Source organism: Acinetobacter sp. GQ146, from assembly GCF_059758585.1.
The window spans coordinates 124,091-144,841 of record NZ_JCAXDV010000008.1 but is presented as its reverse complement, the minus strand read 5'-3'; the positions used below and the strand labels follow the sequence as shown (position 1 = coordinate 144,841).

Annotated in this window: 18 protein-coding genes; 9 read left to right on the top strand and 9 right to left on the bottom strand. The window is 41.4% G+C overall.

Features of this window, described 5'->3' with window-relative positions; all coding sequences use genetic code 11:
- Window positions 1-3 precede the first annotated feature (3 nt).
- The 3 genes from AC6CHI_RS13340 (at window position 4) to AC6CHI_RS13330 (ending at window position 2,295) form a co-directional block, all read left to right on the top strand.
- A complete protein-coding gene (locus AC6CHI_RS13340) occupies window positions 4-597 on the top strand; it encodes a 2-hydroxychromene-2-carboxylate isomerase (RefSeq protein ID WP_498121827.1) in 594 nt (197 codons plus the stop codon).
- A 172-nt stretch (window positions 598-769) separates the two neighbouring features.
- Complete coding sequence (locus AC6CHI_RS13335; RefSeq protein WP_498121825.1) at window positions 770-1,348, top strand: TetR/AcrR family transcriptional regulator; 579 nt, start codon at window positions 770-772, stop codon at window positions 1,346-1,348.
- Entirely contained in the window at window positions 1,345-2,295 is a 951-nt protein-coding gene (locus AC6CHI_RS13330) for a DMT family transporter (protein ID WP_498121823.1), read from the top strand. The genes AC6CHI_RS13335 and AC6CHI_RS13330 overlap by 4 nt, the downstream gene beginning before the upstream one ends.
- A 125-nt stretch (window positions 2,296-2,420) precedes the next feature.
- On the opposite strand, the gene exaC is transcribed toward AC6CHI_RS13330, so the two are convergent.
- On the bottom strand, window positions 2,421-3,932 hold the full coding sequence (gene exaC, locus AC6CHI_RS13325) for an acetaldehyde dehydrogenase ExaC (protein ID WP_498121821.1): 1,512 nt from the start codon (window positions 3,930-3,932) through the stop codon (window positions 2,421-2,423).
- Between the two features lie 196 nt (window positions 3,933-4,128).
- On the opposite strand from exaC, the gene AC6CHI_RS13320 reads away from it, so the two are divergent.
- Window positions 4,129-5,319, top strand: coding sequence for a transcriptional regulator (locus AC6CHI_RS13320; protein WP_498121819.1), 1,191 nt, complete (start codon window positions 4,129-4,131; stop codon window positions 5,317-5,319).
- Window position 5,320: 1 nt separating this feature from the next.
- On the opposite strand, the gene AC6CHI_RS13315 is transcribed toward AC6CHI_RS13320, so the two are convergent.
- Both AC6CHI_RS13315 and mdh read right to left on the bottom strand, forming a co-directional pair.
- Window positions 5,321-6,289: an alpha/beta hydrolase gene (locus AC6CHI_RS13315; protein ID WP_498121817.1), complete on the bottom strand. Its 969-nt coding sequence runs from the start codon at window positions 6,287-6,289 to the stop codon at window positions 5,321-5,323.
- A 217-nt stretch (window positions 6,290-6,506) separates the two neighbouring features.
- On the bottom strand, window positions 6,507-7,718 hold the full coding sequence (gene mdh, locus AC6CHI_RS13310) for an iron-dependent methanol dehydrogenase (RefSeq protein WP_498121815.1): 1,212 nt from the start codon (window positions 7,716-7,718) through the stop codon (window positions 6,507-6,509).
- Between the two features lie 285 nt (window positions 7,719-8,003).
- On the opposite strand from mdh, the gene AC6CHI_RS13305 reads away from it, so the two are divergent.
- From AC6CHI_RS13305 to AC6CHI_RS13295, 3 genes are all read left to right on the top strand, one after another.
- A complete protein-coding gene (locus AC6CHI_RS13305) occupies window positions 8,004-10,022 on the top strand; it encodes a hypothetical protein (protein WP_498121813.1) in 2,019 nt (672 codons plus the stop codon).
- A gap of 177 nt (window positions 10,023-10,199) precedes the next feature.
- Window positions 10,200-11,915, top strand: coding sequence for an AAA family ATPase (locus tag AC6CHI_RS13300; protein ID WP_458892308.1), 1,716 nt, complete (start codon window positions 10,200-10,202; stop codon window positions 11,913-11,915).
- A 99-nt stretch (window positions 11,916-12,014) separates the two neighbouring features.
- The gene (locus AC6CHI_RS13295; protein WP_498121811.1) at window positions 12,015-12,998 is read left to right on the top strand and encodes an ion transporter; all 984 of its coding nucleotides are present in this window, start codon (window positions 12,015-12,017) and stop codon (window positions 12,996-12,998) included.
- Between the two features lie 81 nt (window positions 12,999-13,079).
- Here the strand turns inward: AC6CHI_RS13295 and AC6CHI_RS13290 are convergent, their stop codons facing one another.
- Together AC6CHI_RS13290 and AC6CHI_RS13285 are read right to left on the bottom strand one after the other, a co-directional pair.
- The gene (locus AC6CHI_RS13290; protein WP_498121809.1) at window positions 13,080-14,321 is read right to left on the bottom strand and encodes an MFS transporter; all 1,242 of its coding nucleotides are present in this window, start codon (window positions 14,319-14,321) and stop codon (window positions 13,080-13,082) included.
- Between the two features lie 241 nt (window positions 14,322-14,562).
- Window positions 14,563-15,507, bottom strand: a complete 945-nt coding sequence (locus tag AC6CHI_RS13285) for a 3-carboxyethylcatechol 2,3-dioxygenase (RefSeq protein ID WP_498121808.1) — start codon at window positions 15,505-15,507, stop codon at window positions 14,563-14,565.
- A 1,015-nt stretch (window positions 15,508-16,522) separates the two neighbouring features.
- Between AC6CHI_RS13285 and AC6CHI_RS13280 the strand changes: the two genes are divergently transcribed.
- Entirely contained in the window at window positions 16,523-17,443 is a 921-nt protein-coding gene (locus AC6CHI_RS13280) for a LysR family transcriptional regulator (RefSeq protein WP_458892313.1), read from the top strand.
- A gap of 70 nt (window positions 17,444-17,513) precedes the next feature.
- On the opposite strand, the gene AC6CHI_RS13275 is transcribed toward AC6CHI_RS13280, so the two are convergent.
- Window positions 17,514-17,966: a DUF441 domain-containing protein gene (locus AC6CHI_RS13275; protein WP_498121806.1), complete on the bottom strand. Its 453-nt coding sequence runs from the start codon at window positions 17,964-17,966 to the stop codon at window positions 17,514-17,516.
- A 126-nt stretch (window positions 17,967-18,092) separates the two neighbouring features.
- Between AC6CHI_RS13275 and AC6CHI_RS13270 the strand changes: the two genes are divergently transcribed.
- Entirely contained in the window at window positions 18,093-18,803 is a 711-nt protein-coding gene (locus tag AC6CHI_RS13270; protein WP_498121892.1) for a pseudouridine synthase, read from the top strand.
- Here AC6CHI_RS13270 and AC6CHI_RS13265 read toward each other — a convergent pair.
- From AC6CHI_RS13265 to AC6CHI_RS13255, 3 genes are all read right to left on the bottom strand, one after another.
- Window positions 18,796-19,239, bottom strand: coding sequence for a GNAT family N-acetyltransferase (locus AC6CHI_RS13265; RefSeq protein ID WP_498121804.1), 444 nt, complete (start codon window positions 19,237-19,239; stop codon window positions 18,796-18,798). The genes AC6CHI_RS13270 and AC6CHI_RS13265 overlap by 8 nt on opposite strands.
- Before the next feature lie 92 nt (window positions 19,240-19,331).
- Window positions 19,332-19,679, bottom strand: a complete 348-nt coding sequence (locus tag AC6CHI_RS13260) for a type II toxin-antitoxin system RelB/DinJ family antitoxin (RefSeq protein ID WP_498121802.1) — start codon at window positions 19,677-19,679, stop codon at window positions 19,332-19,334.
- Window positions 19,680-19,788: 109 nt separating this feature from the next.
- Window positions 19,789-20,694 carry an RluA family pseudouridine synthase gene (locus AC6CHI_RS13255; protein ID WP_498121800.1) on the bottom strand — a complete coding sequence of 302 codons (906 nt, stop codon included), beginning with the start codon at window positions 20,692-20,694 and terminating at the stop codon, window positions 19,789-19,791.
- Between the last annotated feature and the right edge of the window lie 57 nt (window positions 20,695-20,751).

Genomic DNA, 20,751 nt, shown 5'->3' with positions numbered 1-20,751 from the left:
GTTATGAAAAAAATTGAGTTTTATTTTGATTTAGGCAGTCCTTATAGTTATTTGGGTTTCCATCGCATTCAAAAAATTGCTGAAGCGCAACACGCAAAAATTATATGGAAACCGATGCTATTGGGTGGTGTGTTTAAAGCTACGGGAAATAGTAGCCCCATGACCGTCCCTGCAAAATCACAATATGCCATGAATGATTTGCAGCGCTGGTCGAAGCTGTGGCATATCCCCATGCAAATGAATCCTTATTTCCCGCTAAATACCTTGCAACTTATGCGTTTGCTCACGGCTGTACAGCTTTACGCGCCAGCGCAGTTCTTGCCCGTATTAACAGGAATTTTTCATGCCATGTTTGGTGAGCCTAAAAATCTCAATGATTTGGACGTGCTAAAGCAAGTCTTGCAGGATTTAGGCTTGGAGATGCAGCAGGTTCAAGTTTGGTTGCAAGATGATCAGGTTAAACAGCAGTTAAAATTTGTGACCGAGGAAGCCGTTGAGCGTGGAGTTTTTGGAGCACCGACGTGGTTTAATCAAGGTGAAATTTACTGGGGAATCGACCATCTGCACTTTTTAGAACAGGCTTTAGCTAAAGCTTAAATTCAACATTAGCCTCAGTGCTCTTGTATGACAGTGGTGGTACAAGAGCTTATTTTTTTCTATGTTCTAAACTTTAAAAACGCTTAGATTAAATTCATGCGTTCATTTCTGATTGCAAATTTTTGTGCTTTTTTATAAATTAGGTAGATCGGTATATCTATTTGGTGGGGCAATGGGCAATAAGAGTGCAAAAGAAAAAATATTAGAAGCGGCAGCAGTTTTGTTTTATAACGATGGAATTGCCAATACTGGCATTAATGCAATTACCGAGCGAGCTGGGGTTGCAAAAATGTCTTTATATAACAATTTCCCGACAAAATCCGATCTGATTACGACCTATATTCAAGCGCGGCATCAAGAATGGTTAGATTTATACGACAAACGATTATCTCAGGCCAATACGCCATTTGACCGGATTCTCGCGGTATTTGATGCTTATCAAGACCATGCCGAATATGCTTATGAAAAAGGATTTAGAGGCTGCGGTTTATTGAATGCAGCCGCGGAATTTCCTGCGGCAAGCCCTGAGCGTATGGCGGTTAAACAGCATAAAGATGAAGTTGAGCAGATTGTGCTGGGGCATTTGGGGGAGATGTTGCAAGACCAGAACAAAGTACAGGAGTTGGCACTGCTAATTTCTTTTGTTTTGGAAGGCTCTATCGCTCGTGCAGGACTGGAGGGCAATGGGAATAAGGTGCATGCAGCGAAACAAATGATTGTACGTTTGTTGCAGCAGGAGTTGCACACGTGAACTTGAAATTTGATTTCACGGCTCACTATGGCTTTATTGCAGTACTGATTGCATCGGTATTGTGGGGAACTACTGGTACAGCGGCTTCGTTTGCACCGAATCTAAGTCCGCTGGCGATTGGTGCTTTGGCAATGGGCGGTGGTGGGTTGCTACAGGCACTATTGGCAAGAAAACAGATTATTCAACATCTCCACGACATCCCGCAGCATAAAGGCATTTTGCTCTTAGGTGCTGTATCTGTAGCTATCTATCCCTTGGCTTTTTATAGCTCTATGCATATGGCTGGTATCACCATAGGTACGGTGGTTTCTATTGGTACTGCGCCGTTATTTACTGCTTTATTCGAGCGGTTTTTTGACCAAAAGCAATTATCAAAACGCTGGTTTGCGAGCTGCTGCTTTGGCATAGTGGGGGTGCTGTTATTGTCTTTAGGTGAGTCTCATACTTCAAGCAATCTACAAGCCCATTCGACTGATCAGAAAATTTTGGGCATCATTTTGGGCTTGGTTGCAGGGCTGACCTATTCGCTGTATTCATGGGCAGCCAAGAAAATGATTGATCGTGGCGTAGATGCCAAAGCCTCCATCGGACTGATTTTTGGTTTCGGAGCGATGTTGTTGCTACCAACCGCATGCTATACAGGAGCAAATCTGTTTGATGAGGCTGTCAATGTGTATGTAGTTGGCTACATGATGTTAATCCCGATGTTTCTGGGCTATTTGTTGTTTGGCTATGGGCTTAAAACTGTGCCTGCGAGTCGTGCTGTGACCTTGACCTTGTTTGAACCGTTTATGGCTGCGGTATTTGCGATGCTGATTGTCGGTGAGCAATTGGATGGTTTAGGTTGGTTGGGTATGGGACTTATTTTTGTCTGTTTAGCAATATTATTTAAAGCTGAAGATCAAACAGAGGTTCAACAGATGATGCAACCGACTGCTGAATCTTAAAGGCTGCGACATTGTAAAAAAGCCATCAAAATAAAGAAATAAAATGAACAACTTAAAAAGAAAACAGCGAACCGTGGTTCGCTGTTTTCAGTTTTCTTGCAAAGGAAACAAGTTTCAAGAAGGAATTAGAAGAAGCCCGCTGGTTTGGTTGAGTAGCTCACTAACAAGTTTTTGGTTTGTTGGTAGTGATCAAGCATCATTTTGTGGTTTTCACGTCCAATACCAGATTTCTTGTAACCACCAAATGCCGCATGTGCAGGGTAAATGTGGTAACAGTTGGTCCAAACACGTCCAGCTTCAATTGCACGACCCGCACGGTAAGAGGTATGAGCAGAACGAGACCAAACACCTGCACCTAAACCATAAATGGTGTCGTTCGCGATTTTGATTGCTTCATCAAAGTCTTTGAACGTGGTCACAGACAATACTGGGCCGAAAATTTCTTCTTGGAAAATCTTCATGCTGTTGTTGCCTTTGAAGATGGTCGGTTCAATATAGAAACCGCTGCCCACTTCATTACGTGAACCACCACCAGTAAGCACTTCAGCACCTTCACCACGACCTGTTGCAATACAGCTCAAGATTTTGTCTTGTTGCTCTTGAGATGCCTGAGCACCAATCATGGTTTCAGTGTCTAGAGGGTGACCCGTTTTAATACGTTTCACGCGCTCAATAGCTTTTTCAAGGAATTTGTCGGCAATACTTTCTTGAACTAGCGCACGTGAAGGGCAAGTACACACTTCACCTTGGTTCAAGGCAAACATAGCAAAACCTTCAAGGGCTTTATCTAGGTAGTCATCTTCACGGTCCATTACATCTTCAAAGAAAATGTTTGGTGATTTACCGCCAAGTTCCAAAGTAACCGGAATAATGTTTTCAGTTGCATATTGCATGATCAACTGACCCACTTGGGTTGAACCCGTAAATGCAATTTTAGCAATACGTGGGCTAGTTGCCAGTGGACGACCCACTTCAGCTCCATAACCGTTGACGATATTCAAAACACCTTCAGGCAGTAGGTCTTGAATTAATTCAGCCACAAGTAAAATGCTGACAGGGGTTTGTTCTGCTGGTTTCAGTACGATACAGTTACCCGCTGCCAAGGCAGGAGCGAGTTTCCATGCCGCCATGAGAATTGGGAAGTTCCATGGGATAATTTGACCTACCACACCCAATGGCTCATGGAAATGGTAAGCAATTGTGTCTTCGTCAATCTCAGAAATACCACCTTCTTGCGCACGAATACAGCCCGCGAAATAACGGAAGTGATCGATTGCTAAAGGAATATCAGCTGCAAGCGTTTCACGAACAGGTTTACCGTTGTCCCAAGTTTCTGCAACTGCGAGTAATTCAAGGTTTTGTTCTAAACGATCTGCAATTTTAAGAAGCAGGTTAGAACGAGTAGTAGGAGAGGATTTATTCCATTGAGCCTTAGCTTTGTGCGCTGCATCAAGCGCAAGTTCGATATCTTCAACCGTTGAGCGAGGAACCTTGGTAAATACTTTGCCATCGACAGGGGAGATGTTTTCGAAGTATTCTCCTTTAACAGGTGCTACCCATTGCCCGCCAATAAAGTTTTCGTATTGTGCTTTAAATTGAACCTTAGAACCAGGTTGATTAGGATCGGCATAACGCATATATAATTTCCTTTGCTTGTTGTTTATTTAAGCATCTACAGCTTTGGTATAAGGTACATGAGTACATTATTTGTTTAGCATAACTAGCATAAGGTTGGAGAAAGGTTGGAATGTAGAAGGTTTACAACAGGACGACAAATGCTTACAAAAACAGTTAAGTACAGGACGTCGAATCATTAGTTGTTGAGAGAAAGCAATGATGAATAAGCAGGCATTATTAGAAAAAAGACAAAGGATTGATCAGTATCGCCAAAGTAGCAGTCTTTCGCCTTTACATGCAGAGCAATTAGGGCAAAGTATTGCGAGTTCATGGCAACGTTCAGCTTCTGCAGCCATTCCGAAAGATCGTATGGCAGCACCGATCAATCATCAGCATCGCCGTGGTTTAAACACCGCATTAGAGCATGCATTACAACGCTGCACGGAAGATTTAAAACATATTGCTGAACAGTCTTCTATGGTGGTTGCTGTTGGTGATATCGGCAGTACCATTGTGTGGTCAGCATCCAGCAATCAAATGCAAAGTGCTGCGGAAAGTGTACATTTTGTTGAAGGTGGTCAGTGGCGTGAAGAATTGGTTGGTACCAATGCTCTGGCATTGTCCTTAAAAACCCAACAGTCGAGTTGTGTGTTCTCGAATGAGCACTATATGACCTCGATTCAGGATTGGGTCTGTTATGCAGCCCCGATTATTGATCCGTACTCCAAGCAGGTTTTGGGGGTGATTGATCTCTCCACGACTTGGAAAAATCACAACAGCCTGGGTTTATTGGCCGCAGAGCGTTGTGCTTCGATTATCCAGATGGCGCTATTGGAGCATCAGAAACAGCAGCTTTTTATTCGGGCATTTGCAGTGCCGCAGATTTTGTTTAATGGCAAAGTCTTGGTGCTCACGCCTCGCCAAATTGAAATTTTGGCGATTTTGGCACTCTGTCCACAAGGTTTAACCTTAGATACCTTGCATCAGGCCTTATATGGCGAACGTAAAGTCAGTATCGGCACGCTAAAGGCAGAAATGTCGCAATTACGCGATATTTTAGGGGGCATGTTAGGCTCACGACCTTATCGCTTATTGGTGAATGTCGATGCAGACTTTTTACAGGCGGAACAGGCTTTAGATGCAGGTTATTTGGAAACAGCACTTAAACTGTATACCGGTGTGTTCTTGGCGAAAACCGAAAGTCCGTTCTTGTGTGCTTGGCGAGATTGTTTGGAATCACGGTTAAGTGATGCGATTTTTAGAGCCAATGAAACCGATGTATTACTCAAGCATGTCGCGCATTTCCCAGAAGCGATTGATGCTGTTGAGCGTTTGATCGAGTTGATGCCAAAATCGCATCCAGTCCATCAAACGCTTTTGAAACTGAAGGATAGAGAGGATCTTTAATTTAGATCCCTTTTTCTTTGATCCAATCAAACAGCGATTGATAGACCTGTTCTCGGACATTTTTTGCTGACAGGATTAGATCATGCAACCCATTTTCTATGCTTTCAATGCTGACATCGCCTTGAATTTTCTCAGCATATTTTTGAATATCGGCTACATTTAAAATGATGTCACTGGTTTGTGCTTCAATTCCCCATTTTTTAGGATTGGTGGTTTGATGTGAGTGCATCACCAAAGTTGGTACAGTCAGTGTAACACCGGCATGAATCTCTTTTTGCGCTTCATGAATGGCACGTATGAAACTCAGTTTTACCCTTGGATACTTGGCGAGTTTCCACTCTAGATTAAAATTCCATTCCCCAGAATAATGACAATGAAGGCTCGGCACATACCATGGGTTTAGACCGCTTGGCATGGGCAGGTTGGGTAAATGTTGCCCAAGTTTACTGAGATGCGGGAGGGCTTTGGTCTTTTCAAAATCGCTCATATTAAAATCGTAAAATGGACTGTTTGCCCATAAGCCTTTAATCAGCGGATGATCGGGGAAATGTGCTGCATAAAGCGTAGTGATCAGACCACCAGTAGAATGTCCGCACAGCAAAACCGACTCATGACCTTCTTGTTGGATGATTTCTAGGGATTTGCTGATTTCAGCATCATATTCCCGTAAATCACGAACATTATAAAGTTGTTGGTGCCCTAGGCGCGAACGCCCATATTTACGTAGGTCGAGGGCATAAAAGTCAAAGCCGTGTTGATTAAATTGTTCGGCCATTTCTGTTTGAAAAAAATAATCAATAAAACCATGAATATACAGTACTGCTTTGGTTGTGGTTTGGGCTGCTTTTTTACGCACTAAGGTGGCAATAACTTTCCCTTCATAATCATCGGGAAATTCAAGTACGAGTTGTTGGTATTCGGGACCGAGCACATCTGTTTTGTAGGTCGTTGGAATTTTAAGTGAGGTCATTGTTATACTCATCAGGATTTATTATGGCTTTAATCCTTGATGAAGTCGGAGAGTTTGTCAAACTGAATTCTAAACAGAATAAAAAAATGCAACCCAGTGCCTTCTTCTGTAGAGAATCTAGGTTGCAATCACTGGTTAGTCTACAATGACTGCAACCCATGCCTGATTCAGCCAGAACTGGGTTGCCAAAAGCAAAAAGTAAGAGATTGGAGAGAACTTACACGGCTGCTTTAAAATCTACTACTGAGGCACCGCTTTTCAACGCTGCTTTAAAGATCTCTACCACTTGAGCATGAGTAGCTTTACGTGGGTTGGTCAACATGCAGGCATCTTTTTGTGCATTTTCAGACATGATGCCAAGGTCTTGTTCCTTCACGCCCAACTCAGCTAGGCTTGATGGAATACCAATAGACGCAGAGAGTTCACGAATCGCATCAATTGCAGCATAGGCAGCTTCAGTGACCGTTAAACCATCAGTATTGACACCCATTAGTTCTGCAATACGTGCATAACGGTCTGGGCAAGCAATCAGGTTAAATTCGCAGACATGAGGCAGTAGTACCGCATTACACACGCCATGAGGAAGGTTGTAGAAACCACCTAACTGATGTGCCATAGCATGGACATAACCTAGTGATGCATTGTTAAATGCCATACCAGCAAGATACTGCGCATAGCTCATCGCATCACGTGCTTCAAGGTTTTCACCATTTGCAACTGCTGGGCGTAACCACTCGCTGATCATTGAGATGGCTTTTTCTGCACAGGCATCAGTAATTGGGTTTGCTGCAGTAGAAACATAGGCTTCAACAGCATGTGTTAACGCATCCATACCCGTTGCTGCTGTGAGGCTTGCTGGTTTAGCAATCATCAGTTTTGGATCATCAATTGCGATAAGTGGGGTGCAGCGCCAGTCCACAATTGCCATTTTTACATGCGTGTCGGTATTGGTAATAATACAGAAACGTGTCATTTCTGATGCTGTACCCGCAGTCGTGTTCACGGCAATCAGCGGTGTCATTGGTACAGAGCTTTTATCAATACCTTCGTAATCGCGAATATGACCACCACCTGCAGTAACCAGACCAATACCTTTAGCGCAGTCATGAGATGAACCGCCACCTAAAGACACAATGAAGTCACAAGCATGATCATTGTAAGCCTGTACACCATTATGTACATTAATGTCGGTTGGGTTTGGTTCTGCGCCAGGGAAAATGTGGCTATCTACACCAGCATCTTTAAGATAGCTTGCAATGGTGTCTGCTACACCAAATTTGAATAAACCAGCATCGGTCACGATCAGTGCTTTTTTTGCACCTAAATTTTGAGCTTTCGTTCCGATTTCTTTGGCACAGCCTGGCCCAAAGAGTGAAACACATGGAATATAAAAACCGTTTGTTTGATCCGCAATATTTTTAAAAGCCATGGTGTGATTCCTTCTACCATTGTTATGTTTTGAGCGGTGACTCTCACCGTAATTCGAGTATTGTCCGAAGGTCGGTGAAAGCCTACCTACCAAATACCTACCATCCGATCGAAAACCTCGCACCAAGAATCCTAATAACCGAGAATTTTTTGAATGGATTGGAGAATTTAGTTTTTATCTATATGAAAATTAATAAAATATGAAGAATGTTTCAGAAAGGTGTTTTTTTTCAAAATTTGATTAAAATAAAGAGAAGCATTATACAAAAGTAGAATGAGGGCGTGTATGGAACAAGAGCGTTTAATACCGCAACATCGTCAAATTGCTCAACTGCTGCTGGGGTTTTCTTCAGACCTAAGCGCAATGCAACAACAACAATTACAATTGTTGGGGCATCTTAATGCGCAAAATATGTTTCAGATTGATCAGGAACAACATCGTATTTCAATCATGAATGGCATGTTTGAGATTAAATTTGAATTAGTACAAGGCGCAATGCCAGCTCAATTTATTCAACATAATTTTAGCTATCAAGGGCAGCATGCCGAGCTACTGGAAGATTTCTTTTTGCATGATGTGGGTTTTCTTACAGATCATCTGAACGAGCAACATTCACTATTTTTAAAAAATAAGGCACAGCAATTACGCGAATTAATTTCCAAGCAGATTTATCAATGGGTGGGTGGGCCAGCTAGGTTATTGGCTTTTTTAAACCAGATGACCGATGCGCAAGCCACCTTATTAGACCGTCGTTTGACTGCTTTGGGGATGGCTAAATATGCCTGCTTTGCGCATGCCCAAGGTTTAGACACTAGTTTAGATCCAGCATTAAAACAATATTTTAGTCAGATTTGTGCTTTGCATATTGTGAATGGCGAGGATTTTTTGCCTTTGCAAGGACTTATGGATAGCTATGATGAGCTTTGTCATAGTGCTGCACAATTTTTGCCTACCGCTTTATACCGTATTGCGACCTTAACTTTTGAGCAGAAATTTAATTTGGATGAGCTGCTCGATCATCAAGCGGATTTTGCTTTGCTACAACCCTATGCCATACAACAAAGTCATGTTTTAGCCTTTGTGCGCTTAATGAACCGTGAGCTCTGGCATAAGGATAATTTACTGGCAAAGCAGAATTTTTTACAACCACAGGCGCAAATTTGGCAAAAGAAAGTCGCGCGACTCCCGATTTTTGACTATTCACGTACGGTCAACTGGTTGTTTAAACAAGATGCCATGGTACTAGACTGGTTAAGTACTCATATCCAGCACAGTCATGTTCGTGTGGCGGTAACTGCTTTAAGTTTTGTCGATACCAGCCAGATTCATCCCTGTATTATTTTACTGACCTTGCAATATTTTCAGCATACCTGTGCCCGGATGTTTATTCAAAGTTGTGATATGCATGCCACCACCGAGCAATGGTTTGAACATCAGAATAATCAAAGCGTGGTGTTAAAAGGCCAGCAGCAAGCGGTAGAAGACCAAAGAATCGCGATTAGCCCCTCAATTTTGTATTTAGATGAGTGGATGAATCTATTAAGAAATGTGGCTGATGAGAATGAAGCGATTGTCAAACAGGTCTATAAAAAAATCAGTCGGGTCATGCAAGCCTATATGCTGCATTTACATCATATTGTGCAGGACTTACCGCAAGAATTGCTGAGTTATGTGCATCCGAGTACCCATCAAAATCGAGGCTTTTATCGCACCTTACGCCGTCATCACGTTCCAGTGAATGAATTTAGAGCCTTATTTTATTTAAAGTATCAGAACTTGAGAGTATCGGTATTTGATGCCTATGTACGGGACTATTTGATTTATTGTTTTAATGAAAATCGGGACATTGCTAAAAGTACAACGTGGTTAGGCCTGTTTCATCATGCGGTCGAGTGGCATCGGCAATTGCATAAAGATGAAATATTGGCGCGTTTAAAACAGAGTTTTGCTGTAAATACTTGGAGCGCCGTCTCCCCGCAAACGATTTTGCAATATTCGGGGTGGACTTTTGAAGAGTTACATCATATTGAGCGAATTATTGAAGAATCGAATATTTTTCATCACTGTTTGGCAGTCAGTTATGCAGAACGGATTATGCAGGGTGAATATGTGGCGTTTCATATGTCTGCACCCCATTATGATCAGTCTTTAACGCTAGGCTGTTATATACAATCAGGAAAATTGGTGTTCGATCAATTGGAATATCCAAATAATCAAAAAGCTGAACATCTACTGGTCACAATTGCAGAGCAATTTATCGAATGGTTCAATCAGCAGTTTTCTGCTCAAAGTAAATCACTTTAGTCAGATCAATAAGGCCATCCAATCAAATTTAAAGCGATTAGTCTGTATATTCACATTCATTTCCTGTTTTAAATCAGAGTTCAGGAGCGGCTTATATAAGTGTGCGAACTGTTTCTGGCTTAACATTTCCGAAAAAACTCGTTAGGCTATAGCCGTTATTGAATGATGAATGGTCTTATGAAACAAGAAACTGCACTTAAGCTACTTAAAGCTGGCGAAAATGTTTTCCTTACAGGTTCCGCTGGTGCAGGAAAAACCTATACCCTCAATCAATACATCAATTATTTAAAAGCACGTAAAGTTCCTGTCGCCATTACTGCATCAACCGGGATTGCAGCCACCCATATGAATGGGATGACCATTCATACTTGGGCGGGTATCGGCATTAAAGATAGCCTAAGCGACGACGACCTAAAGCGCATGAAAGAGCGCAAATACTTAAAAGAACATTTAGAAAATGCACAAGTGTTGATTATTGATGAAATTTCAATGCTACATGCCAAACAACTGAATTTAGTCAATCAGGTATTAAAGTACTTTAAAGAAAGCGAAGAGGCCTTTGGTGGTATTCAGGTGATTGTGGCTGGAGATTTCTTTCAGTTACCACCGGTCGGAAAAAAAGAAGAACTCAATCGCGATAAATTCTGCTTTATGTCGGAAGCCTGGGTGGAAGCCAAGTTTCGGGTTTGTTATCTGACTGAGCAGCACCGTCAAGGCAATGACTATTTAAATGACATTCTTAACGCCATTCGCAGTCAAAGTATTACCCAGCAACATTTACAGGCGCTGGAGCAGACGCGAACACAAGATATTGGTGAAACCTTTACCCGTTTGTACACGCATAATATGGATGTCGATTCGATTAACTTTCAGCATTTAAATGCGATTGAGCAGCAAGGTCATGAGTTTATGGCAGTCTGCGACGGGAATGACAAGTTAATTGAAACCTTGAAATCGTCTGTACGTGCACCTGAAGCTTTAACTTTAAAGAAAAATGCCAAAGTGATGTTTGTCAAAAACAATTTTGACATGGGCTATATCAATGGCAGCTTAGGTGAAGTGATTGGCTTTGAAGAAGATGATGATCATGGCATTTTGCCGAAAGTTAAACTCACCGATGGAACGGTGTTATTGGTAGAGCCTGAAACATGGTCTGTAGACAATGATGCAGGAAAAAGTATTGCCAGCTTACAGCAAATTCCTCTCCGTTTGGCTTGGGCGATTACTATTCATAAATCGCAAGGGATGACTTTGGAAGCCGCCGAAATTAATTTAAGCCATACCTTTGAAAAAGGGCAAGGTTATGTGGCCTTGTCGCGTTTAAAGTCATTACAAGGCTTAAAACTGCTTGGCTTTAATATGCAGGCTTTAGAGCTGGATAGTTTGGCCATTAAAGCCGATCGCCGTTTTCAGGAATTGTCCGAAGAGGCAGAGACGCATTTTGAACTACAGGATTTAACGGTACAACATAAGGCCTTTATCCGTCATTGTGGTGGTACTTTGAATGACGTCGAAATTGAACGCAATGAAAAGAAAATTGCGCGCAATGCGGGTAAGCAAAATTATGCTTCCGCCACTTTGGATGAAACCCGTGAATTATTTGAATCGGGCTATGACATTGAAGATATTGCGCAGGAACGTGGTTTAACTCCTGCAACCATCATTAATCATCTGGGGCGGTTGCACAAAGAACAAGGTTTGGATATTTCAGTTGCCCATCCGGGAGAAGAAATTGTCGAAGAAGTGCGTAAAATCTATAAACGTTTACAAAAGCGTCAAAGCCCAGATCATTTTGCCGATGATGGCGCAATTAAATTACGTCCAATTGTGGAAGCGACCAACCCGAGAATGGCATATGACCAAGTACGGTTGGCATTACTTTATATTGAATAAGAACATGTTATTGCGAAAGTAGGCAAGCAAGATTCTTGCTTACTTTGCTAAAAAGTTCAGCTAAACTGCTGAGTATGGAAGAACAATAACAGTTTAAAGATGAAATTTACGGCATGGTATACGCTTCGCAGATTTGTCTATAACAATTTGCACAATGATGACTATGAAACGCGTTTTAGTCGTGGGTTGAATCTATTTTTGATCACTCTGATTATGACGAACGCGGCAGCGGTGCTGATTGAGTCGATTCAAAAATATTATGAGCTTTATCATCATTATTTTTATTATTTTGAATTGTTTTCAATCGTTGTATTTACCCTTGAGTATGTATTGCGATTTTGGTCGATCGCAGAGCACAACAGTTTTGAATCAGCATGGAAAAACCGTCTGAAATGGGTCACCAGTGGTGGAGCCATCATTGACTTGTTGGCCATTTTACCTGCCTATCTCAATTTCTTTGTGCATTTCGACTTACGCTTCTTACGTATTGTGCGATTGCTACGACTGTTAAAACTCACCCGTTATTTTGTTTCTTTGCAAATTTTGCTGCGTGTGATTGAGCGGGAAAAGGGATCTTTTCAGGCGGTCATTTTTATTTTGGTTATCATGATCATTATGGCCGCTGCAGGTGTGTATTTGATTGAAAGCCGCGTACAGCCAGATGTGTTTAGTTCAATTCCAGCCTCAATGTGGTGGGCGGTAGTAACTTTAACCACAGTGGGCTATGGAGATGTGACACCCATCACGCCGTTGGGGCGTTTTCTTGGCGCTTTAATCACCATTTTAGGGGTTGGTTTAGCTGCTTTGCCCGCAGGTATTTTGGCGAATGGTTTGGCCAATGAATTGGAGTTACGCAAACAAGAATTAGAATTGCGCTTTCGAGAGTTAATTCAGCACAGTGAAATTGATTTTATTTTAGATAAAGAAAAAATTGAAGAGATTCGTAAAGAAGTGGGGCTAACCAGTGAGCAGACCCAAGATATTATTTTGCAATTGATTCGAGAGCAAAAAGAAGAATCCATGAGGCAAGAACGTGATCAGTATGCTTATTGCCCACATTGTGGGAAAAAATTACCCGAATAGCGATATTCGTTTGGGCTAAATACAGCAATAAAAGCCGATGCTGCTTTGATTGCTGTAATCGGTTGGACTCACTTTGATGTCTTAGAGTGGCTGCTCAGTAGATTCTTGGCAAATGTGCGTTTCAACTGGATAATTTCGTTCATGCTGAAATGCCCATAATAAAATGACCAAACCACCCAGACTTAAAACTATCCCAATCCAAATCGGGGCTAACCAACCCATACCGTGACTAATGAGCCAGCCCCCTAAAAATGCACCGAATGCATTTGCAATATTGAAAGCAGAGTGATTGAGCGAGGCTGCCAAGCTCTGGGCGTTGCCAGCAACATCCATAAGTCTGGTTTGTAGTAAAGGACCTAAACCTGCAATGCTAAAACTCACCAAGAACAAGGCAGCAAAAGCAGTATATAAATTTCCGATAAATATGGCACAAATCACATAAGAGCTGGCATTGGAAAGCAGTACCCAGATAATTGCTTTATTTAAATTTTTATCAGCAAAATGTCCTGCGATCAGTCCACCAATGACTAAACCTAGACCTATACTGGCCAGAGCGAAGGGCACAACTTGAATATTGGCATGTGTGTATTCCGTGAGGATAGGTGATACATAGCTGTATACGGAAAATAACCCACCAAAACCAATCGCACCAACGGCAAGCGTTAACCACATTTGCGTATTTTTAAGCCCTTGCAGTTCATTGCGAATACTTGCGCTCTGCTGCTGTGGCATACGAGGTAAGCACACACCAATCGCAACCACCGTCAAGAAAGCAATGGAGGCTGAAAACTCAAAGCCTGCACGCCAGCCATAGTGCTGACCTAGCCAAGTGGCAAATGGAACACCAATCACAGTTGCGACATTTAAGCCCATCATCAGTTTTGCCACAGCGGATGCCCGTTTTTGTTTTCCGGCAAATTCTGCAACAACTAGGGCCGCGATACCAAAATAGGCACCATGTGGTAGTCCTGCTATAAAGCGAGAGAGCAACATGCTGTCATAATTTGTGGCAAAGGCTGTCATGGCATTGGCTACGCCATAAAAAAGCATCAAGCCAATTAATAAAGCTTTACGAGGTACTTTGGCGGCAAGAATCGCAATGATAGGTGCACCAATGGTGACGCCTAAGGCATAGGCACTAATGAAATGGCCCGCAATAGGAATACTCACTTGCAGGTTGTGTGCAATTTCCTGAATCAGTCCCATAGCGACAAATTCAGTAGTACCAATGCAAAAACCGCCAACCGCGAGGGCTAAAATCACCCAAAATAAGGAATAAGTCGGCTTTGCATCGATAGAATGATTGGTATTTATTGATGTCATTTTAATCAATATAAGTGGGTGTGGGAGAGTTGGTTATTATAATTGAAAGCAAAAAAATAAGCCGAGTAAAGCACTTGGAATTATCAAATATTTTGTAAAATTACTGTAAATATCACTTAAAACAGAGGCAATACTACGCAAGGGATATGTCTTATGACATGGGCTAAGAATAGGGAAAGGTGTAATCGACTGAAGCAAGTGTAATAACACACTTGCCTGATTTTCAGTTCAAAGAAGTAATTTAGATTGGATCAGCAGTCATCATCCCCATACCTGCAATCCATTCTTGAATGGGTTCATAGTATTGAATTTCGGCCTCATATTCCCCAAACGCCGATAATGCAGCAAAGGCTGCGATCCAAGCTCGAATTTCCTGACCGCCACGGCCACCATCACGACGAATTTCTTTGCTGGTCATGCAGGCCAGATAGTCAAAATCTGCGTGTTTAAAGCGTTGCAGTAAATCTTTGTCCCATTCGGGATTGAGTGGTAGGGCGGCACTCAAATCCCCATTGGCAAGACGTTGTCCGACGGCAATCACTTTGGATTGGCGATTATGACGGGCTTCAGGCGTGGGATTTCGTCCTGCAATCAAGAACTCTTGTACTTCGGCTGGGGCTGTTTGGATTTGTGGCGTTGGAGGGTCATGTGACAAGCCGCCTGAACCAATGATGAGAATGCGTTCATCCAGAGTTTTTAAATATTCCCCAATCACTTTCCCCAGTGCGATGACACGTTTGATTGGTGGCATAGGGGGAGCAGCAGCATTAATAAAGATAGGGATAACGGGATAGCGATCTAATGCTCCATCGCAGAATAAATCTAAGGGTTGGGTAATGCCGTGATCGGCCTGCATCCGATAGGAATAGCTGAGATCAATCCCATGCGCTAGACAATGCTCAATCAAAGCTAAAGCTTTAGGCTCTGGGACATTTAAAGCTGCTGGACCATAGTTCCAGTCGCCTGCTGCGCTTGCGCGTACGCCCACGCAAAAACTTGGCATCAAGTCGTAAAAGAAGCCATTAAAGTGGTCTGGACCAAACGAAATAATTAAAGTTGGACGATAAGCTTTAACCTGTTCTGCAAGTTGTGAAAAGGCGGCACGTGCAGAAGCTTCAATTTCAGCTGGCGGTGAAGCGAAGTCCAAAAGCGGGGTGTGTGAAACACAAATTAATTTTACAGCCATGTTTTACACTCAAATTCCAGTTTGATTGGCATTGAGCATAAAATGAAGTCCTCATGAAAATACAATATTTATCCCTGATAGAATCATAGCTGGAAGATTGTCCTTAGCGCTAATCAGCATAACTGCTCAATTAAATCTTAATCAAAGTAAAGATTTGTACTTATTAATCGACTTTGTCATTAAATCTGAACGAACTTGAGGCTTGTTTTGAGTCAATCCAGCAATATTGATTCGACCAAAGTTGAAAAATCTTGTCTGGTCTAAAGTGTTTTGATCACGCGATTTAGCTTTTAGCTTTTAGCTTTTAGATGAGAGATGTATATTCTTGTCCAATTGGACACTTAATAGTATATCGTACTGGACATAGATTCTTCTTTTAATTGGACACTCTGATTTTCAGACACTCTTTGTATCTAAAACGAAATTTAAATGAAAAAAGTAAAATGATTCCTATGAAAAAAGCAGTTATTGCACTGAGTTTCTTAAGTATACTTTTGACGGGCTGTTCCTCGCTTCTTAATCCAAGTATTCAGAATTCACTAAAAGAAGTGAGAACATCGAAGTTCCTAAAAAATGAAGATAAAACGAAAACCATCGGTGGGATTAATCCATCAACATTGAGCAGGCATACTTTGTCATGTAGCTGTTAAAATGCCGCTGCGATGATTTTGCTGTTCCAATCAGCGTCATATAAAAAATAGCGCACAGGTTTTACTTTAAATGAGGTAACGACAATGTGAGTTTGCAGCTGCATTGCTGAGCCTGAATTTAAATATGGATTGCATTTGATGCAGCCATAAAGAAATAAAACCAAATATGAAATAAACTAAATAATTATATGATAAAATGAAATTAATTCACTTATTGAATATAATCAGTTCATATGAATAGGCTATGAAAATTCGGCCAGTTCACTGATTTGATATTGATCTCCTAATTTTGCGCTTTCATTCATAAAGTTGATGACTCTTTTGACTCACTTTTTGATTTGACCTTTTGCGGATTTAAAATAAACATGCTTGAAATTCGACATTTAAAAACACTATTGGCTTTACGTGAACATGGTTCATTGGTTGCCGCCGCCAATGATTTATGCCTGACCCCTTCGGCAATTTCACATCAGCTTAAAGAGCTTGATCATTGGTATGGCGTGGAAGTGGTCAATCGCCGTAGCCGTCCAGTGACCTTTTCTAATGTCGGACAGCGTTTACTTAAGCTGGCGGATGATGTTTTGCCACAGATTCAAATTGCACAAACCGACATTACACGTATTGTGCATGGTCAAACTGGGCGGATTATTTTTTCTTCAGAATGTCACAGTTGCTTTGACTGGCTGATGCCACTGCTGAACCAATATCGTCAGCAATATCCCGATGTTGATTTGGATTTCGCTTCAGGCTTTGAGGCAAATCCGCATGAGCTTTTACAAAATGGCGAATTTGACTTACTTATTACCGCAGATCCGATTGCTTTAAGCGGTATCGATTATTTTCCAATTTTTGAATATGAATCACGCTTAGTGTTGTCGAATACTCATCCTTTGGTGCGTGCTGAACGGATTACAGTGAAAGAGTTGGCAGAAGAAACTTTAATTACCTATCCTGTCGATAAACACCGCTTAGACATCATGGCAAAGTTGTTTCTTCCTGCAAATATTCAACCCAAGCAGATCCGTACCACTGATTTAACCCAAATGCTGATTCAGTTGGTCGCAAGTGGCAGGGGAATAGCTGCCTTGCCTGATTGGGTGGTAAATGAATATGAACAGAAAGGTTGGGTGACATCACGTCGTTTAGATTGTGTCTCTGCCACAGGACTACGCCGTACCTTATATGCAGGTTACCGAACTGAAGAAAAAGAGAAAAATTACTTTGAAGGTTTTTTAAAGCAACTCGAAAAGTTCTCGCAAAAACGTCATCAGTACTACTTATCTTAATGCTTTGGGGAAGGTGATAAAGAGTGAGGCTATGCAGTGCAATATCCTCACTCTTATCATGTTTACACAACTAAGATTGTCCAATAAATAATGACAATACCCCAGCAGCAATCAATGGGCCGACAGGGACCCCGCGTAAAAGGGCGACCCCAGCTACAGTTCCAATTAATAGCCCTGCCACCACATTGGGTTGATGGGTCATTAACTTGACCCCTCGACCACCCAACCAGGCAACAAATAGCCCAATCGCAATGGCCAGTAAAGATTTCCAGCTAAGAAAGGATTTTAGAATCGCTTCCCCTGGAATTTTACCACTGGCAATTGGGGTTAAAACGCCAATGGTGAGAATAATAATCCCAATATTTAAACCATGTTGTTGTAATAATTGGAAAAACTCACTCAGAGGGGTGATTCTAAAGACAATCAATACACCTGCGGCAATCGTCACAGCGGTGTTATGGCTAAAAATACCACAAGCCAATAAAACCAGAAGTACGATCAAATTCAAATCTATATTGGGCATAATTAAGCGGGGAGAATGTGTGAAAATGCAACTATTGTAGCGATTTTTAAACCTGAACAGCTAGAAAATAAGCCTGAGCTGGCAAAATTGTTTAAAATGCTTGGGTCATTGATTGGGTTTTATAAAATGTATTTGGAAAAAATGTTGCAGTCTCAAGGTTTTGGTTCACGCAAGCATTGTCAGCAGTTGATAAAATCTGGTGCTGTGAGCATTGACCAAGAAATTATGCAAAATCCTAAGCAGAAACTCAATTTACAGGACTTGAGCTTTGAGGTGTACGGACAGTCTTTTCAATATCGGGAAAAGGTCTATATTGCCCTGAATAAGCCCGCAGGTTATGAATGTTCTCATCAAGCCACACATCACTTTAGTGTGTTTGATCTGTTTGATGATGTGCTTTTAAATCGTGGTTTACAGTGTGTCGGACGTTTGGATCAGGATACGACAGGCCTGTTATTACTCACTGACGATGGACAATTTTTACAGGCATTAACTCACCCGAAAAAACATGTGGCAAAAGTCTATCGGATGCAGACGGCAGACCCGATTAGTGCAGAGCAGATTTCACAGTTAGAGCAGGGTGTTGAATTACGTAATGAGCAAGGGGTATTTGCGGCTACAGATGTAAAGAAATTGGCAGAATGTGAATTGCAAATGACGATTCATCAAGGTGTCTATCATCAAGTAAAAAGAATGTTGGCTGCGGTGGGTAATAAAGTAGAGCAGTTAGATCGCGTACAAATCGGTGCATTACAGTGTGCTGAATTAGAGCAAGGCGAATGGATGTATTTAAATCCTGAACAGATTGAGTTGGCGCGAACTCGCGAAACTATTTAAGGAAACAGTGGTAAATGCGAAACTCATCATCCGCAATAAAGCCCATGGTTTCGTAAAGACGATGTGATTCAAGATTGGTCTTTTGGGTTTCTAGGCTAATGCGTAGAGCATTTTCATGGCGCGCAAATAATATGGCGGTATCAATCAGTTGTTTAGCGGAGCCTTGCCGACGAAACCGGGGGCTCACATAGACATCGTCTAAAATATAATAGGTAGAGCAGGCAACGGATGAGAAACCTAAATATAGTAAAATAAATCCGGTAAATACATCATCTTTAATGTGAATGAAAATCACACTTTCTTGGTTTTCAAAGCGTTGTTTTAGAAATTGTTGAGAAAGACTTAAATTAGAAGAAGCCCCATAAAACTGACGGTATTCGTCAAATAAAACAGCAAGTTGATTCAGGTCATCTAATGTCGCTTTTCTTACAATCATTTATAGCTCCATGCTTTTTTATTATCCTTGCATGAAGCATACCTAAGTTTTTAAATGAAAAAATTTAAATTATGTATAAAAATGCAACAGGCTCAGTTTTTGTCACTTTCACCCAAAATTGCATTGAGTTCTTCAAATAAATCTAAATGGTCATCGTCTAGATAGTCTTCAATATTTTGAGGATTCACAATGTCAGTGCTTTCAGCAGTGATAGGCGCAGCTGCTTTTTGCTCTTGCTTAAGACGTCTTAATTTAATCAATTGCTCTAAATTGATATTCTGATTTTCAATCGAAAAGGGGATAGACTTTGTCAGTACAACTTGTTTGAAGAACAGGCGAACTGCTTGCGCCGGTGTAATCCCCAGTTGTTTAAATACCGCAAAAGCCTGTTTCTTTTCCTGTGAATCAAGACGAATTTGATAAACTTCGGTTTTTCTCATGATTTTTATAAATTTGAAGATTAAAATTTAAGCCTTCATTTTAATCAATTTGATTGTAATTTCAATATTTTTAGATGGAAATCTAGCTTTATTTGTAATGACAAACATATTACAGTGTCAATTCAAATTTGGATGAAAAATCCATAGATCGTCCAGTAACCGGATCTTGAAATTGAATGCGCTTGGCGAGCAACTGAAGTGGGTGGGAAAAGTCATCTTCAGCTTTATGCTGCACCACAGGATAGAAAGGATCATTTTGAATTGGAATACCTAAGTAATTCAAGTGCACGCGCAATTGATGCTGTTTTCCTGTAGAAGGGAGCAGCAGATATTTAGCCCAAGTCTGATTGTGTTCTAACAGGTGAATAACAGTTTCACTATTGGCTTCACCCTGAGTAACTTGCATGGTGTAAAAGGGATGCCCTTTTTCCATTCTCAGTTGAAGCGTACGTGGCCATTCAAGCTGAGGCTGGTAAGCTGCAATCGCATGATAGGTTTTATGCACCGTTCGATGCGCAAACATTTGTTGATATGCGCCACGAGTTTCAGGACGTTTGGAAAAAAGTACAATCCCTGCAGTTTCTCGGTCTAAACGGTGAATTGGAGTTAAATCTGGATTCGAGGTTTGATTCTTTAAACGAACCAGCAACGTTTCTTGAACATATTGACCTGATGGGCTGATGGTCAGAAAGTGCGGTTTATCAACAACACATAAGTCATCATTTTCAAACAGGATTTGATGCTGAAAAGGCACAGGTATTTCATGTGCAAGAAAGCGGTAGTAGTAAATGTGTTGGTTGGCTAAATATGGGCTGTCGAAGCTTAAAATTGTGCCATCCGCTGCATAAATCAACTTATCATCAAAGCGCTGTTGCCACTCAGTTGCTGAAATATGGCTAAATTCCTGACAAAGATACTCATACAAACACAAAGGTGCGGATTGCAGTGTGGGTAAATACAGTTTACTGGCAGTCACACCACGAATCATGGGCGGTACAAAGTCATGCGTTGGCATAAGTTATCAATCACAATAGGTTAGTGTAAAGCAGGTGCTGTATTAAAAATACACATT